Genomic DNA, 16416 nt, shown 5'->3' on the forward strand with positions numbered 1-16416 from the left:
ATTTTTAGGTTTTTACAACAACATTTGTATTATTATTTATTGTTTATTATTGATTTATATTCTTTCTAAACATCTGCTGGAAACTTAATCCCCATTTTTCTTCTCGCTTCATCCATTATACTAAGTTCCATAAAAGAACATTTATTATACTCATCTGCATTTTTCTTTATTTGAATAAGCCTAATTAACTCTTCTACTTCGTAATACATATTGTTATCATACTTATTGATATTTATATACTCCTTTTTTCCATTATTATATATAATAGTAACTTGCCTTGTATCTGGTATTTCCTTTATGATCATACATCCCTTCTCACCTTGAATTTGACTTGGTAATTTAGAATTGGTAATCTTAGAGTATAAAAGTTCCCCCTGCATATTTCCATAGTTTACCATAATGGTTCCAGCACCATCCACTCCATTTTCTAAAATTACAGAATTTGCCCATATACTTTTAGGCATTCCAAAAAGCTTAACTAACGGATGAATACAATATACCCCAATATCCATTAGTGCCCCGTTAGAAAAAACAGGATTAAATGCATTTTCAACAATTCCTTTTTTGAAATTATCATATCTGGAAGAGTATTGACAATATTGAAATGTAACCCTTCTAATAGTTCCAAGCTTAATAAGATTGTTCTCTATGGCCTTAAATCCTGGATCAAATACAGAACGCATTGCTTCTAAAAGAATTACTCCATTTTCTTTAGCTGCTTTTATCATCTGCTCTAATTCCTTTTTATTGGATGCTATAGTTTTTTCACACAATACATGTTTTTTGCCCCTTAGCATTTTAATTGACTGAAAAGCATGAAAATTATTTGGACTAGCTATATAAACAGCATCTACTTCTCTACTTGCTGCAAGTTCATCTAGATCATCATACGCCAATGGAGCTTCGTATCTACTTGCATATTCTAAAGCTCTTTCTTTTGTCCTTGAATACACTGCAGTGAGTTCAAAATTCCTGCATAACTTAGCTGCTTCTATGAACCTATCAGTGATTTTACTTGTTCCTATTACAGCAAATTTCACCATTATGCTTCCCTCTTCTTTCAAATATTTAAATTATATCAAATAAGCTGTTGGAGTAACCAACAGCTTATTTATTGTTATTGTTTTTTACTATTAACATACGCTTCAACTTTGTCAATTATTTGATCTGATTTTTTAACTACATCGCTAACTCCAACTTTGACAGTTGGCAATCCGTTAAATCTTTCTGTTTCCTTTATACCAATATCTTTAGTTAATATAACTACATCTGCATCTTTTACATCATCCATAGTAATTTTATTTTCTATACCTATTGAACCTTGAGTTTCGACCTTTATTTCAATTCCCTTGGCTTTTGCTGCTTTTTCCAATGCCTCTGCAGCCATATAAGTATGTGCAACTCCTGATGGGCAAGCCGTAACTGCTAATATCTTCATTTTAATTCATCTCCTATTATCTTGTTTTAACCTATATTATTCAAAATCCAAATTTAATTCTTCACCATCTCCACCATGGTCATCATTACGTTTTTCTGTGACTGGTTTCTTTAAAATATTTACCATCAATGCTGTTACAGCAACACCTACCAAAGTAGCTATAATATAACCAAATTTACCTGTAGCTACTGGCAATACTATCCATCCACCCCAAGGTGCAGGATTTCCAGACCCTAATAACATTGCAGTAACTGCCCCACTGGCAGAACCCACTATTAAAGAAGGAATAACCTTCAATGGATCTGATGCAGCAAAAGGTATAGCTCCTTCTGTTATTCCTATTAACCCCATCAATATACCAGCTTTTCCTGCTTCTTTTTCTTCAGTTGAGTACTTTTTAGGTGCTAAGAAAGTAGCTACACCCATCCCAATTGGAGGAGTACATATTGCAACACCTATGGCTGCCATTATTTTTAGTGCTATAGGACTTGCCATTCCAGTTGTAGGATTTATCGTTCCTACCATTGCCGCTCCAAATCCATATGCAACTTTGTTTACTGGACCTCCCATATCAAAAGCTATCATTGAACCTAAAACTATTCCTAAAAGTACCAAATTTCCAGTACCTAACCCTTCTAGCCAAGCCTTCATTCCTGTCATAGCTCCTGCAACAGGAGTTCCTATAACCCAAACCATAAGTGTACCTATGATAAATGTACCTATTAGTGGAATAACAAATATTGGCATTACAGAACGCATAATTGAAGGAACTTTTATTTTCTTTAAATAAAAAACTACTATACCTGCAAGCAAACCTGCTATAATTCCTCCTAAGAATCCCGCTCCAATTTGATTTGAGAGATACCCACCAATAGCTCCTGGTGCTATACCTGGCCTATCTACCATTGAAAATGCTATAAATCCTGCTAGTATAGGAACCATTAATCCAAGTCCAGCTGCTCCTATATTAAACAAATCATTCAACCTTGTTCCTTTAGGTGGAACTGCTGCTGAACCGTATAATAAAACTGAAAGTGCTAATAAAACTCCTCCTGATACAACAAAAGGAATCATGTATGAAACACCTGTCATTAGATGCTGTCTCGTATTTTTTAATAAATCCTTTAAATCATCCATTTTACTTACCTCCACTCTTATTGTTTAATATATCAACTTTCATACATATAAAATTTAAATTAATAGTTAAGAATGAAGAATTAATAGTTAATGTGGATTTTTTTCCGTTACACTACAAAAAATCTTTAATTAAATTTTTGAAAGCTCATTTTGCTAAAGCAAAACATTACTAAGCACTGACTTATATAAATTAAAAGATTTTTTGCGACAGCTAAAAATCATCTTTCACTATTAATTTTTCATTACTAATTCTTAACTATCCAATGCTTCTAATATCTCTTCTATGTTAGAAGCTTCTCGCAGCTTAGTTCTAAACTCCTCTCTCATAATCTTTCTGGAGAGCTGAGCAAGAATCTGCAAATGCCTATCTCCGGCTTCTTTTTCTGGTACAGCAATTAAAAATACATACTTTACCGATTCTTCTTCACTCCACTTAACTTCCTTTTTTAGTCTAGCAAAAGCTACTGCAGCACTTTTTACAGAGTCAGATTTACCATGGGGAATAGCTACATCAAATCCTATAGATGTAGGAAAATCCTCTTCTCTTTTAAATACCTGCTTGACATAGCCATCAAAATCTATTAATTTGTCCTGTTTTTCTATAAGCTTTGAAAGCTTTCTAATAACTTCTTCTTTAGAAGAAGCTTCTAAATCTAATACAACAAGGTCTTTATTTATTATGTCATTCATTATTATATCCTCCTCAGTAAAAACATTAATTATCTTATCTATGCCATTTTACATTTGTTTCAATCATAATCTTTTTTGAATTCTTCAATGTATTTCCACATTATAAATGAAATTTTGATATAATAATATTAGTATGAATCAATAAGATTCAATTATGTAACATAAAGGGGAGGTAACTTTTGTTTCCAGAAGAAAGACATGATAAAATAATAAATATTTTACATAAAGAAGGAAAAGTGGTTGTCAAAAATTTAAGTTCCAAATTTAATGTAACAGAGGACTGCATTAGAAAAGACTTGAAAATATTAGAAAATAAAAATTTGCTGCAGCGAACTTATGGAGGTGCCGTATCTGTTAGACATTCAGCTCCCAAGCAGGACATTTCTATAAGGAAAAATATTAGTGTAGAATCAAAAGAAGTTATAGCTGAAAAAGCTTTTAATTCTATTTTCGAAAATGAAACGATTTTTCTAGATATATCAACTACAAATATGATGTTGGCTGAAAAGCTTTCAAAGAGCCCAAAGAAGCTCACAGTAGTAACCAATATGCTTGATATAATCTCAATACTAAATAAACAAGATAATAACATTAAAGTTATTTGTACTGGAGGAGTTCTTAGCAAAGATTTAGATGGCTTTACAGGTTCAATGGCTATTGAAAGTATCATTAACTACAAGCCCAACAAATGTTTTATAGGAAGCTGTGGAGTAAACATATTTGATAAAAGTGTCACTACTTTTGATGTAGAAGATGGAAACACAAAAAAAGCCATAATAAATGGCAGTAAAGAAATATTTTTGGTTATGGAAAATAGGAAATTTTATATTGATGGTACTTATAAATTTGCTACCCTTTATGATATAAATACAATTATTACAGAGTCTCCACCAGACAAGGAAATTACAAATTTATTAACTAAAACTGATACCAAATTCATCTAATATAAACTTTTGTAGATAAATCCGATTAAAAGTTGAGAATGGACAGTTGACAGTTAATTGTCAACTGTTTAAAAACATATGTATATGTTAAAAAGGTTGACATACTAATTAATTAATACAACATATTTAGCTATACTACAATTTTATTTCTTCCACTATTCTTAGCTTCATATAATAAATCATCAACAATTTTTATACATTCCATATTTGTATTTGACTTGTTTTCATATAATCCACCACTTATAGTAACTTTTATTCCATCTTCCCATGGAAAAGTATTGATCTTATTTCTGATTCTTTCTCCTATTTCTACTAACCTTTCTTGTTTTGTATTAGGCAAAATAACAATAAATTCCTCCCCACCATATCTTCCTGCATAATCCGTGTCCCCTATACATTCCATTATTACTTTACTTATATCAGTTAAAACCTTGTCTCCCTGTAGATGCCCATAATTGTCATTAATCAATTTAAAATAATCCACATCAAACATCATTATACTAAATATTTCACCTTCATTTATATACCTTATCATAACTTTATCTAATATTTCTTCAATATAATTTCTTTTATATAAGCCCGTAAGGTCATCTCTAATAGACTTTTCATATATAATATGATTTTCTATCTTTAGTTTTTCTGCATTAATTATCTCATCAGAATATTGCATTACAATTACATAGGTTTCTAAAAAAGCAAAAATAAGCATACCTACTTGAAAACCATACCTGCCATATATCATCCCATTGTTTATGAGTATATCATTTGCTGCTGTAGCAATTAAAGTAATGAATGCCACAAATGATATTATTCCTTCTTTTTTTCTTGCTTTTTTTATAAAAAATAACAATATACCAATCACAATAAATATCAAAATAGCTTCACCTAAAAAAGATAATCTATCATAAAAAGTATTATTAGTTATAATGCATATAGCGGTAAAGAATATTGAAAAGCAAAATGATATATTAACTAACTTTTTAGGAAAGTCTGAGAACAATTCCTTTAAAAACAAAACATAAATTGGTATGTATAAATAGTATGTAATTGCCGCTGTTTTACTAAGCAATTCAAAAGGCATATTGGGAAAAATGTGCACAATTATTCTTTCATTTAAAACCAAACACCTTAGCTGTGTAAGCAAGCATAATATAGAAAAATATAGAAAAAATTTATTATTCTTCAAACGTGTATACAAGCATAAAAATAGCAATTCTACAATAAATAGGACTCCTATTATAATTAAATCACCGCCAGCATTTACTATGAATCTATTCATAATTCTATCCTTAAGTCCAAGATCAAAAGGCTTTAATACTGGATAAATGATTCTGTAATTGGATGCTTGAATTACTATATCAGCAACTCCATTTTGTGCTGTAAAATATGTATAACTTGGCAAGTATATAGATTTTTCTTTCTCATAACTTTTACCTACTTGGCCCACTTGTCCTTGTAAAACACCATTCACCCAAATCTTTGAAGCTGACAAAAAACTTCCTATTCTAAGCCCATAGACAATCCCTTCTGGAAGAAATATTTTCAAATGTACTGTCATATATCCAGTATTTTTTCCATTTAGCTGTGTTGTCAGTTTATCTGGTAAAATTAAGTACTTATCAGCTTTTTCATACTTCACTTGTTCTGGTTTAAGAAGTTTATTCACATACAACTCTAATTGTCCTTCAATCTTTACATTTCCTCTTTGCTGAAAATTGTAATTATTTAAATTTAGAGTTCCTTTAACTGCCTTAATATGACTATGCATATTAGAATCATTAAAAGCTGGAGATATACCTACTAATAAAGCTATAAGAATAATAGGTAAAATAAATTTTTTCATACGATACCTCCGGTTAACAGTGTATTACTAAAATATTATTACATACTTACTGAATTATCAATGGAACAAATTAACACTCTGTTTGAAGGCATTTCTATTATCAATGTAAAAATTACTTGTTTTTAAAAAAAAACGGATAGTTTTACTCTATCCGTTTCCGTATATATCTGTCACTGTTCTTTAGAAAAATTTAATTATACTATTTTTAATGCTATTTATTTTATCTATAATATCATCAATATCTATACCTATGAGTTTTCTATTCTTTACAAGGACTTTACCATTTATAATTACTGTATCCACATTTGCTGGATTGGCAGAATAAACTACCGCTGAATAATAATCATATATAGGCTGCATATTAATGGACTTGGTTTCTATTATAACTAAGTCTGCATTCTTTCCCTTCTCAATAGATCCTATAGTTTTATCCATATTCAATGCTCTTGCACCACCAATTGTTGCCATTTCGATTATTTCAGAAGCTGGAAAAAGTGTTCTATCTCTATTAACTAATTTATGAATTTTGCCAACAAGAGACATTTGAGTTATTATATCAAGAGTGTTGCCGCTCATTGGTCCGTCAGTTCCTAGTCCTATTTTCATACCTCTTTTATACATTTTAACTGCTGGTGAAACTCCCTTTGCTCCTTTTGAATTTGCGCCCATATTGTGAGCTATTCCAATTTTAGTTTTACAAGCAATCTCCACATCTTCACCCGTTATATTTATTAAATGTGCTGCTACAAAATTTTCATCTAAAATTTCTATACTATTTAAATATTGTACAGGTGTCATGTTATATTCTTTTTCATACTTTTCAGTTTCATAATCCATTTCTGCCACATGCATCATCATTGGAATATCGTATTTTTGAGAAATATTATGTGCTTTTACTAAATGCTCAGTGTCATTACTATAGGGAGCATGTGGTGCTATCGATGGAGTTATTAATTCTTCTTTCCGCCAATTTTTTATAAATTCATCAGCATATTCAATTCCTCCATAGGATTCTTTAGAATCTGGTGATGGAAAATTAAGCACCGTTTCACCCAGTACTGCACGGATTCCCATTTTCTTTGCAGCCCTTGCAACTTCATCTTCAAAGTAATACATATCAGCAAAAGTTGTAACTCCTCCTAAGAGCATTTCTGCTATTCCAGCTCTTGCTCCTTCATAAACAAACTTGCTATCGACAAACTTGCTTTCAAGTGGAAATATATACTTCTTAAGCCTGTCAGCTAAATCATCTCCAAGACTTCTAAATGGCAGCATTGATGCATGAGTATGGGTATTTACCATGCCAGGCATTAATATTCCGTTATTTCCATCTATTACTTTCTCTCCAACATACTTTTTTAAAAGTTCACTTTTTCCTATATCCTCAATTATATTCCCATTTACAACTACTACTCCATTTTCTATTACTTCTTTTTCTTTATTCATAGTAATTATATTTACATTTTTTATTATTGTTCTATCCATAAAATCATCCTCATACAAATAATTTTGATATTTACTCACAAAATAAGCTTACTATTTCCTGTGTATTAACTCTTATAAGACCTTTATCCGTAATTTTTAGTTCCGGGCTTACTGGAAGAGATAGGGTACTAAAAGACATTATTTCATTATTATGTTTATATCCAAGTTTCTTTAATGCCATTCTCACTTCTTTTAAATTTGAAGCTATCAACTCGATTGGCTCTTCAGACAATATACCACCAACAGGAAGAGCTATGCTTGCTATAATTTTTCCATTCAAAGCTGCACAGTAACCCCCATTGTTTCTAATAACCCAATTTGCTGCTACTTTCATATCTTCTGTATTTCTTCCCATTACCATTAAATTATGATGGTCATGAGCATAGCTAGAAGCAACTGCTCCTCTTTGGATTATACTACCTGAAACAAGTCCATAAGATCTTTTTTTAGTATTGTCATATCTATTAAAAACCGTAATAAGTGCATACTTAGAAGTTTCAAAAGAAAGCCTTGAGTCTTTCACCTCTACAAAATCACTTTCCTCTTTTGTAAATGTACTATCACTTTGAACCTTCATTATTCTGCATTTTACTTTACCCTCTTTTACAGGTGCTTTAACTGAAAAGTCTGATTCACTAACTGGATTCATTTTAATGCTTTTATAAAAATGATCTGGAAACTCATGTTCTTTTTTCTCACTAACACCCTTACATGCAAGTTCACCATTTTTATACACTTCATTTATACTAAATGATTTTAAATCATCCAATAAAATAAAATCAGCTATTTTTCCAGGTGCAATGCTTCCTCTATCGTAAAAATTCATTCTTCTTGCTGGAATAAAAGTACTTGCATAAACAGCCATTTCCGGCTTCATACCCATGTCAATGGCTTTTTTAACAAGTCCATTCAAATGCGAAGTAATTAATTTATCTGCCATCGTATCATCAGTAACAAAGCAAAAATGCTCATATAAATCATTAGAAATTAAATATTCCATGTTTTCTTTTGTCATTGATTTTTCCTGAATTTCTAAAAACATGCCATTTGATATTTTTTCCTCAATAGACTTTGGAGTTTGCTGAGTATGATCTGCATCTACCCCTTGATATATGTATCTTGCTAGATCAAGTCCTGATATTTTTGGACAGTGTCCTTCTATTTTGAAATGAGGTTTTTCCTTTTTTATTAATTTAATTATATTATTTATAAGTGAATCTTCACTATAAACCAAATCTTTAAAATTCATAACTTCACCAATACACCATATACGGTCATTTTTTATAAGCTCTGATACTTCTTTTATCCCTATTTGTCCACCTGTAGTTTCAAATTTACCTGATGTTGATGGTACAGAACTTGGAATACCATAAAATATATCCATTATATGCTGACTATCAGAATTTATCATAGCTTTTATGCCTTCTATTCCAAATACATTTGCAATTTCATGTGGATCAGCAACAACTGTTGTAACTCCATTCTTAATAACAGCATTTGCAAAGTTCGTTGGCGTAGTCATTGAACTTTCAATATGCATATGTATATCAATAAGGCCAGGTATCAGATACTTATTGTTGCCTTCTATAATTGTCCTTGCACTTATCTTTTCATGACACTCCTTACCTATATATATAAACCTTCCATTTAATATTGATACATCACCATATATAAATTTTTTAAAATAAGCATTAAAAACATAAACATCTTTTATGATTAAATCTGCTTTCATATGATCACCTTTCTTAAACGTAAATAAGACATCTGAAAAAATAAGTTCATCAGCATATGGATTCATTATTTTTCAGATGTCTTCTATTTAAAATTAAAACTAATTATTGTAAATCTTGTTCCACTGATCAATCCAGTTTTTATTGTTCTTATTTATAAATTTGAAATCTAAAACATTTGATTTTTCAACTTCATCTCCATATGTTAGACCCTGTGTTTCCGTACCTTGTAATTTTACATCGCTGTTAACTGGTGATTCGCCTACATCTTTAGATGTTTTTTGTTCAACTTCTGCACTTAATACATAATTTATAAATTTCAATGCTAACTCTTTATTTTTTGAACTCTTTACTATATTTACAGTATTAAAGTTAAGATATGCTCCTTCACCTGGATCAACAAATTTTACTGAAGGAACTGCTTTTTTAATTGAACCATAAACAAAATCCGCAGCAACTGCAGCTGTTATTTCTCCATTAGAAAACATATTTACAAGATCAGAAGATTTAGTATATGTCTTAACTACATTTGGTTTTAAAGCTTGAAGTGATTTAAATGCATCTGCACCTTTATCACTTGTTACATCAACACCATCCTTCTTTGAAGCTGCACAAACCATAGCAGGTCCAAATGTTGTTGTTATATCTGGTATTGCTATTTTACCCTTAAAATCAGGACTCCATAAATCTTTCCATGAAGCTATATTTCCATTTACTTTTTCAGGATTATAAACTATAGCTGCTCTATTTAAAGTATATGCTGGACCATATCCTTCAGTTATAAACTTTTGTGCCTTAGGTATAACTTTCTTTGCATTTGGTACCTTACTATAATCAATTTTTTCAAATAATCCATCTTGTATGCCTTCTTCAGAAAAAGATTCTGCAAGGTACATTATATCAACGTTACTGTTTGGATTATTTTTGAGTTTAGTTAATCTTTCTCCATTATTTCCTGTTTCCAAAACTATTTTTACATTGTTTGCTTTCTCAAAAGGCTTAAAAACATCTTTTTGAAGAGCATCTTCATTTAACCCCCATGTTGATATTACAAGCTGCTTTTGATCACTTTTTGAATCTGTACTTTGCGCTGCACTTCCACATCCAGAAAGTGTTGATAGCAAAAATATGGATGCTAAAGCTAAAGGTAATTTTTTCATTTTTTATTCCTCCTCAGATTTTTTAACAATTATTAATTTATTTGAAGGTAAATAAAGCTTTACCTCATTTCCAATATCATACACTTCATCATTTCCATTGTTTACAATAATTGATCCAAGCTTTGTATTGACAGAATATTGGTATGCTTTTCCCAAATATGTTCTAACTTCGATTGTTCCATCTAGTATATTTTCATTGCCTGTAAAATCAGATGCTAATATTTTAATATCATCAGGTCTTATAGTAGCTTTTATTTTACCAGAAACATTTTCATGATTTTTAATGTGAATTTCAATATTGTGATCTGCATTAAATACATCATCTTTAACATATTCTAAGTCAATAAAATTTTCGAATCCTACAAACTTTGCAACAAATTCTGTATTAGGCTTTGAATATATTTTTTCTGGAGTATCATATTGTTCAATTACACCCTTATTCATTACTGCAACTTTATCTGATATGGAAAAGCATTCTTCCTGATCATGAGTTACAAAAACAGTTGTAATTTCAAAACGCTGCTGTAACTTTCTAATTTCTACTCTCATTTTTAATCTCAATTTAGCATCTAAATTACTAAGCGGTTCATCCAGCAAAAGAAGATCAGGTTTTATAACAAGTGCTCTAGCTATAGCAACTCTCTGTCTTTGTCCTCCTGACAATTCTGCAGGATACCTTTTGCCATATTCTTTTAAATCTACTATTTCAAGAAATTTGTTAACTGACTCAGTTATAGTTTTTTTATCTACATTTCTCATCTTAAGTCCAAAAGCTATATTATCAAAAACATTGAGATGAGGGAAAAGCGCATAACTTTGAAATACCATTCCAAAATTTCTCTTATTAACAGGTATTTTAGTATAATCCTTACCATCAAATATAAACTTTCCACCTGTTGGCTCCAAAAAGCCGCTTATTACTCTCAATGTAGTAGTCTTTCCACACCCGCTTGGTCCAAGAAGTGAAACCAACTTTCCCTTTTCAATATCAAGGTTTAATTTTTTTAATATATTTGTTTTTCCATCATAAGAAACTGCAATATCTTTTAAATTTATTAAAGCCATGTAGCACCTCCATATTTTATTTTGTAAAATAATTTAATCCCAAAGTTTTCTCAACAATAAACATTATTATAATAGTCATAAACATCAATATGACTGAAAGAGCTGAAACACTAGGGTCATAATTGTATTCAACATAACTCATCATACTTATTGGCAGCGTACTGACTCCCGGTCCTGTTAAAAATATAGATACAGGTACATTATTGAAGGAATTTATAAATGCCAACATAAAGGCTGCAATTATGCCAGATGTTATATTTGGCATGACAACTAGGAAAAATGTTTTTATTCTAGAAGCTCCAAGGCTTATAGCTGCTTCTTCAATAGAATAATCCAATCCTCCAAGACTTGAGCCAATAACCCTTATTATATATGGAATTACTATAACAACATGTCCAATTAATAAGCTAGTTAAAATATTCATTTTAAGAGTAATTGTTATAAATCTAAAAAGTGCAAATCCAAGTACTATTCCTGGTATTGTAACGGGTGATAGAAATATATTGTTAATAAACTTTTTTCCTCTAAAATCATTTCTACTAATTACATAACAAGCAGGTATTCCAACAATAAGTGCAATTAAAGTTGCAGCTATGGATACTTCCAAACTTATACCTAACGTAGTCATAAAAGTTGGTGACTGAAAAACATGTATAAACCATCTTATTCCTATATGCTTAGGTGGAAATGCTATGAAATTATCTGTTCCAAAAGCTGTTACAGCAACTATCAAAAGCGGTCCAAATAGAAATATGTATACAAGAAATACGAATAATGTAAGCAACTTATTTTTTTTCATTCTATACACCCCTTTCATATAATCTTGATGCAAATTTATTAATTCCAAACATAACAATCAATGTAGCTATGATCATGACAGCAGAAACTACAGAAGCGCCTGTCCAATCACTTAGCGTCATAGCCTTTTGATATATGAGCGTTGCAAGCACTGTATTTTTGTTTCCTCCAAGAAGTTGGGGTGTTGTATACGCTGTTAATGCACCAGTAAAAACAAGAATACTTCCAACTATCATTCCTGGAACACTTAATGGAAAAATGACCTTAAAAAAGGCTGCTATTCTACTAGCACCAAGACTTTGGGCGGCTTCTACAAAATCGCTATTAATATTTTCCATAACTCCAACCAAAGAAACAATCATAAGAGGCAAAAATAAGTATACACTTCCTATAATTATTGCAAACTCCGTATAAAGAATTTCTCGTGGTTCGCTTATAATATGGCAATTTATAAGTAGTGTGTTTATAGCTCCATTTTTACCAAGTATAGTCATCCATGCAAATGCACGAACAATAGAGTTGGTTAAGAGTGGAAATACTGTAAGTGCAAGAAGTAATCCTCTTATTTTTTTATCGCTTCTTGATAAATAATAAGAAACTGGTACTCCAAGTATCATACAAACAATAGTCGTTATAATTGCTATTCTAAGAGTACGAAAAAATATGTTCATTAAATAACTATCTTTAAAGAAAGATAAATACAACTTAGGTGTAATACCTTTATCACTTACAACTGTAGGAATTAGTATATTTATAAGTGGTGCCATTAAAAAGAACAAAATTATTAAAATTCCAGGTACTAACATAAAATAAAGTACTTTTTTTCTCATTATAAGTAGCCCTCCTTTGTATTTTTAACTTTATCCGATCTGAATCTAAGAATTACTTGATATCAAACAAACTATTAATATATGTTTGTGCTATACGAATGTTATTACATTTTTTCTCTACAATATTCATAATATTATCACTTCACCTTGGAAACGTCAAGCGATTTTGGTCGAAATAAGGGTTTTAGTAAAGAAGTTCCAATAGTATTGACTTTTACAACATAAGGTATAACATCTTTAGTAATAAGGAAAAGAAAGTTAATGAAAATGTAAGAGGAGGTTTTTGACAATGTATAGTTTTAAAAATGATTATAGTGAAGGAGCCCATCCAAGAATATTAAATGCTTTAGTTGAATCAAATATGGAGCAAACTTCAGGTTACGGTGAAGATATGTATACAGAAAAAGCTATTAAGCTTTTGAAGCAAAAAATTAAGCAAGACGATGCCCACATTCACCTGTTTGTTGGAGGCACACAGGCAAATCTCACTGCAATTTCAGCTTTTTTAAGACCCCATGAAGCAGCTATTGCTGCTAATACAGGACATATACTAGTTCACGAGACAGGAGCTATAGAAGCTACAGGGCATAAGATTATCTCTATAAAAGTAAGCAATGGCAAACTAAGTCCCGAAGACATCAAACCTGCCTTAGATGAACATGCCGATGAACATATGGTAAAACCTAAGCTAGTGTACATCTCAAACTCTACAGAAATTGGTTCTATATATAAAAAAAGCGAACTAGAAAAACTAAGCAAATTTTGCAAAGAAAATAAACTGCTTTTATACATAGATGGTGCAAGGTTAGGTTCGGCCCTATGTTCAGAAGAAAATGATGTTGAACTTTCTGATTTAGCTAGATTAGCAGATGCGTTCTATATAGGTGGAACTAAAAATGGTGCGCTAATGGGTGAGGCTATGGTCATATGTAACAACTCACTTAAAGAAGACTTTCGATTTTATATTAAACAAAAGGGAGCATTACTTGCAAAAGGTAGGCTTCTTGGAATACAATTCTTAGAACTTTTCAAAGATGACTTATATTTTGATTTGGCAAGGCATGCAAATGCCATGGCAGATTTACTTAGGAAGGAAATCAGTAAGGCTGGATATTCATTTTTGACCCACTCGCCTTCAAATCAGATATTCCCAATCTTACCAAACAAATTGATTGAAAAGCTTGGGAATAAATATTCTTTTACAATTTGGAAAAAATCAGATGAATATAACTCTGTTATTCGCCTTGTAAATTCTTGGGCAACAAAAGAGTCTATGGTTTTAGATTTTATTAATGATTTAAAAAAATTTACTGAAATTGATATGTAACTATTTAAATCAAAAGCAAAGAAAAAAGTGCTCCATCCTCACAAGATTAGCACTTTTTTTAGACCTATAGTTTGCGATCTAATCCAAATAGCCCTAAAACAAAATAAGCACTCTGTGAAAGTGATTAGCACCAAATATAAAATTGGGGCTACCTACTTTTGTTCTAAGGATTCTTAGTGTTGATAGTACTAAGCATTTCTTATTTATACTATACCAAAATTAATATAAAAATAAACATATATTTTTACTAAAACATCTTTCATTCAAAATTAAACTCTTTTGCCATACTAATAAAATTTAATATTTGAAAATCTTCTTTTTATCGCAAAGCTATATTTAACATCAGGATAGCCAAATATGACCATAATACCATTTTTATTTTTCAATGGTATCCCATACTTTTCTTTTATTTTCTTTCCAAAAAGGTTTAACAGTACATTTGGTGTACCAAGCATACAACTTCCTAATCCTAATGATTGTGCTGCAAGCATTGCATAAGTTGCAGGAATATATGGATCAGCAGGATCAGCATATGGAGAAGCATTAAAATACATTGCTAACGGTGCAGAATATGTTAGCCAGTTTTTTCCTTCATCATAATTTCTTATAAATGTCTCTATAGCAGTTGAGGCAAAAGTTTTTAAAGAATCATATGCAGCCTTTCCTATAAATGGCCTATAGATTTTAAGCATTATAGTGGAAAATAGCCACCTATTTTTTTTCAAAACATTGATTAAATCCAGTGTAAACTCTTCCACTTTTTCATTTCCATCTAAAACCAAGACTTCAACATCAGAACTTCCAAGACCGTTAGGAGCGGTTGCGGATGCTTCTAATATTTTTTTTATTATTTCACGTTCTACTTTTTGCTTTTTATAATTTCTTACACTTCTACGGGACATCATTAACGACTTTAAATTTTCATAATTGGTCCTGTCTTGAAACTTTGGTAATTCCATGACATCATCTGGCGTCATATCCCTGCCAATAATTTTTATTGCTTTGTTTGGGCAAACTGCCATACATTGTCCACAAGCAATACATCCAAATACTCGACTATGATCTACTTTAACAATTTTATCTTCTATAAATAATGGTGCTCCCTTACATACTTTTACACAAAGTCCACAGGTTGTACATTTGTTTTTATCTATTTTAACTTCAGCACATTCATAAAATCGACCAGTTTTTAATGCCATATACCTTCAACTTCTTTCACTATTTACCAAACATGCTATTTAAAACACTCCAAAATACATCAACATCATCATCGATTTCTTCTGGTTTAAAGCCAACTACTCTCAGCATACTTATACCTATATACAATGCTATTATTGCATAAGCAGACTTATTTATATCCGTTTCTTTAAAGTCGCCAACCTTATTTCCATAATTAATAATTGATGAAATTCCTTTACAATCGCCTTTATATACTTCATGTAAAACTGTCTGCAGCTTTGCATCTACCATTGCCCTTGAAAAGAAACTTACAAATAACTTAGCTTTTTTTGCTGGCGGAATATTCATTGCCCCCACCCCATGAATTTCAGATACATTTAATTTAAGTTCAGATTTCTTATCAATGTTGTAATACTCTGGCAAAGCATTTTTCTGAACTATTTTCAGAATTTGAAATGGGGTCATATTCTTCCTTACTTCACTATTTATCTTTGTACCATAATAGCTTAAAAATGCTTTAAAGGCTTCAATAATAAGATTGCCCTTACTTTTAAAATAGTAACTAATAACACCTTTAGAACAATTAGCCTCTTTTGCCACCATGTCCAGTGACATTTTTTCTATACCCACCTTACAAATACACTCTAGCGTTGAATTAATTATTTGACTTCTTCTTATAGGCTCCATCCCAACTTTAGGCATACAATTCCCCCTAATATGCGATTATTTTATTTTGACCAGTCATCTTAAAATAACAATACCACCTTTATAATAAAAAAACAATATGACA

15 protein-coding genes are annotated in these 16416 nt (G+C 30.8%); 2 read left to right on the forward strand and 13 right to left on the reverse strand.

All coding sequences use genetic code 11. From position 1 onward, the window contains the following. Positions 1 to 65: 65 nt before the first annotated feature. The 4 genes from B5S50_RS03030 to B5S50_RS03045 form a co-directional block, all read right to left on the reverse strand. The gene (locus B5S50_RS03030; protein ID WP_217303061.1) at positions 66 to 1043 is read right to left on the reverse strand and encodes a Gfo/Idh/MocA family protein; all 978 of its coding nucleotides are present in this window, start codon (positions 1041 to 1043) and stop codon (positions 66 to 68) included. A gap of 74 nt (positions 1044 to 1117) precedes the next feature. Further along, the gene (locus B5S50_RS03035) at positions 1118 to 1438 is read right to left on the reverse strand and encodes a PTS fructose-like transporter subunit IIB (RefSeq protein WP_065076845.1); all 321 of its coding nucleotides are present in this window, start codon (positions 1436 to 1438) and stop codon (positions 1118 to 1120) included. A 36-nt stretch (positions 1439 to 1474) separates the two neighbouring features. Then, positions 1475 to 2575, reverse strand: a complete 1101-nt coding sequence (locus B5S50_RS03040; RefSeq protein ID WP_065076846.1) for a PTS fructose transporter subunit EIIC — start codon at positions 2573 to 2575, stop codon at positions 1475 to 1477. A 252-nt stretch (positions 2576 to 2827) separates the two neighbouring features. After that, positions 2828 to 3265: a PTS sugar transporter subunit IIA gene (locus B5S50_RS03045; protein WP_065076847.1), complete on the reverse strand. Its 438-nt coding sequence runs from the start codon at positions 3263 to 3265 to the stop codon at positions 2828 to 2830. Between the two features lie 179 nt (positions 3266 to 3444). Between B5S50_RS03045 and B5S50_RS03050 the strand changes: the two genes are divergently transcribed. Beyond that, positions 3445 to 4209: a DeoR/GlpR family DNA-binding transcription regulator gene (locus B5S50_RS03050; RefSeq protein WP_217303062.1), complete on the forward strand. Its 765-nt coding sequence runs from the start codon at positions 3445 to 3447 to the stop codon at positions 4207 to 4209. 130 nt (positions 4210 to 4339) lie between these two features. On the opposite strand, the gene B5S50_RS03055 is transcribed toward B5S50_RS03050, so the two are convergent. From B5S50_RS03055 to B5S50_RS03085, 7 genes are all read right to left on the reverse strand, one after another. Next, on the reverse strand, positions 4340 to 6052 hold the full coding sequence (locus B5S50_RS03055) for a diguanylate cyclase (protein ID WP_217303063.1): 1713 nt from the start codon (positions 6050 to 6052) through the stop codon (positions 4340 to 4342). Between the two features lie 180 nt (positions 6053 to 6232). Then, the gene (locus tag B5S50_RS03060) at positions 6233 to 7537 is read right to left on the reverse strand and encodes an amidohydrolase (RefSeq protein ID WP_217303064.1); all 1305 of its coding nucleotides are present in this window, start codon (positions 7535 to 7537) and stop codon (positions 6233 to 6235) included. Between the two features lie 31 nt (positions 7538 to 7568). Beyond that, positions 7569 to 9335 (reverse strand): adenine deaminase, encoded by a 1767-nt coding sequence (locus tag B5S50_RS03065; RefSeq protein ID WP_254306688.1) that lies wholly within the window; start codon positions 9333 to 9335, stop codon positions 7569 to 7571. A gap of 33 nt (positions 9336 to 9368) precedes the next feature. Beyond that, a complete protein-coding gene (locus B5S50_RS03070; protein WP_023161923.1) occupies positions 9369 to 10427 on the reverse strand; it encodes an ABC transporter substrate-binding protein in 1059 nt (352 codons plus the stop codon). Between the two features lie 3 nt (positions 10428 to 10430). Beyond that, complete coding sequence (locus B5S50_RS03075; RefSeq protein ID WP_217303065.1) at positions 10431 to 11492, reverse strand: ABC transporter ATP-binding protein; 1062 nt, start codon at positions 11490 to 11492, stop codon at positions 10431 to 10433. A 16-nt stretch (positions 11493 to 11508) separates the two neighbouring features. After that, positions 11509 to 12291, reverse strand: a complete 783-nt coding sequence (locus B5S50_RS03080) for an ABC transporter permease (protein WP_013239263.1) — start codon at positions 12289 to 12291, stop codon at positions 11509 to 11511. Between the two features lies 1 nt (position 12292). Continuing rightward, a complete protein-coding gene (locus B5S50_RS03085) occupies positions 12293 to 13120 on the reverse strand; it encodes an ABC transporter permease (RefSeq protein WP_217303066.1) in 828 nt (275 codons plus the stop codon). Positions 13121 to 13409: 289 nt separating this feature from the next. Here B5S50_RS03085 and B5S50_RS03090 point away from each other — a divergent pair, with 289 nt between their 5' ends. Further along, on the forward strand, positions 13410 to 14447 hold the full coding sequence (locus B5S50_RS03090) for a low specificity L-threonine aldolase (RefSeq protein ID WP_217303067.1): 1038 nt from the start codon (positions 13410 to 13412) through the stop codon (positions 14445 to 14447). Between the two features lie 287 nt (positions 14448 to 14734). Here the strand turns inward: B5S50_RS03090 and B5S50_RS03095 are convergent, their stop codons facing one another. Together B5S50_RS03095 and B5S50_RS03100 are read right to left on the reverse strand one after the other, a co-directional pair. Further along, complete coding sequence (locus B5S50_RS03095; RefSeq protein ID WP_217303068.1) at positions 14735 to 15646, reverse strand: nitroreductase family protein; 912 nt, start codon at positions 15644 to 15646, stop codon at positions 14735 to 14737. A gap of 19 nt (positions 15647 to 15665) precedes the next feature. Beyond that, the gene (locus tag B5S50_RS03100; protein ID WP_217303069.1) at positions 15666 to 16328 is read right to left on the reverse strand and encodes a TetR family transcriptional regulator; all 663 of its coding nucleotides are present in this window, start codon (positions 16326 to 16328) and stop codon (positions 15666 to 15668) included. Between the last annotated feature and the right edge of the window lie 88 nt (positions 16329 to 16416).

It is taken from the genome of Clostridium sp. 001 (assembly GCF_019056555.1).
Classification (GTDB): domain Bacteria; phylum Bacillota; class Clostridia; order Clostridiales; family Clostridiaceae; genus Clostridium_B; species Clostridium_B ragsdalei.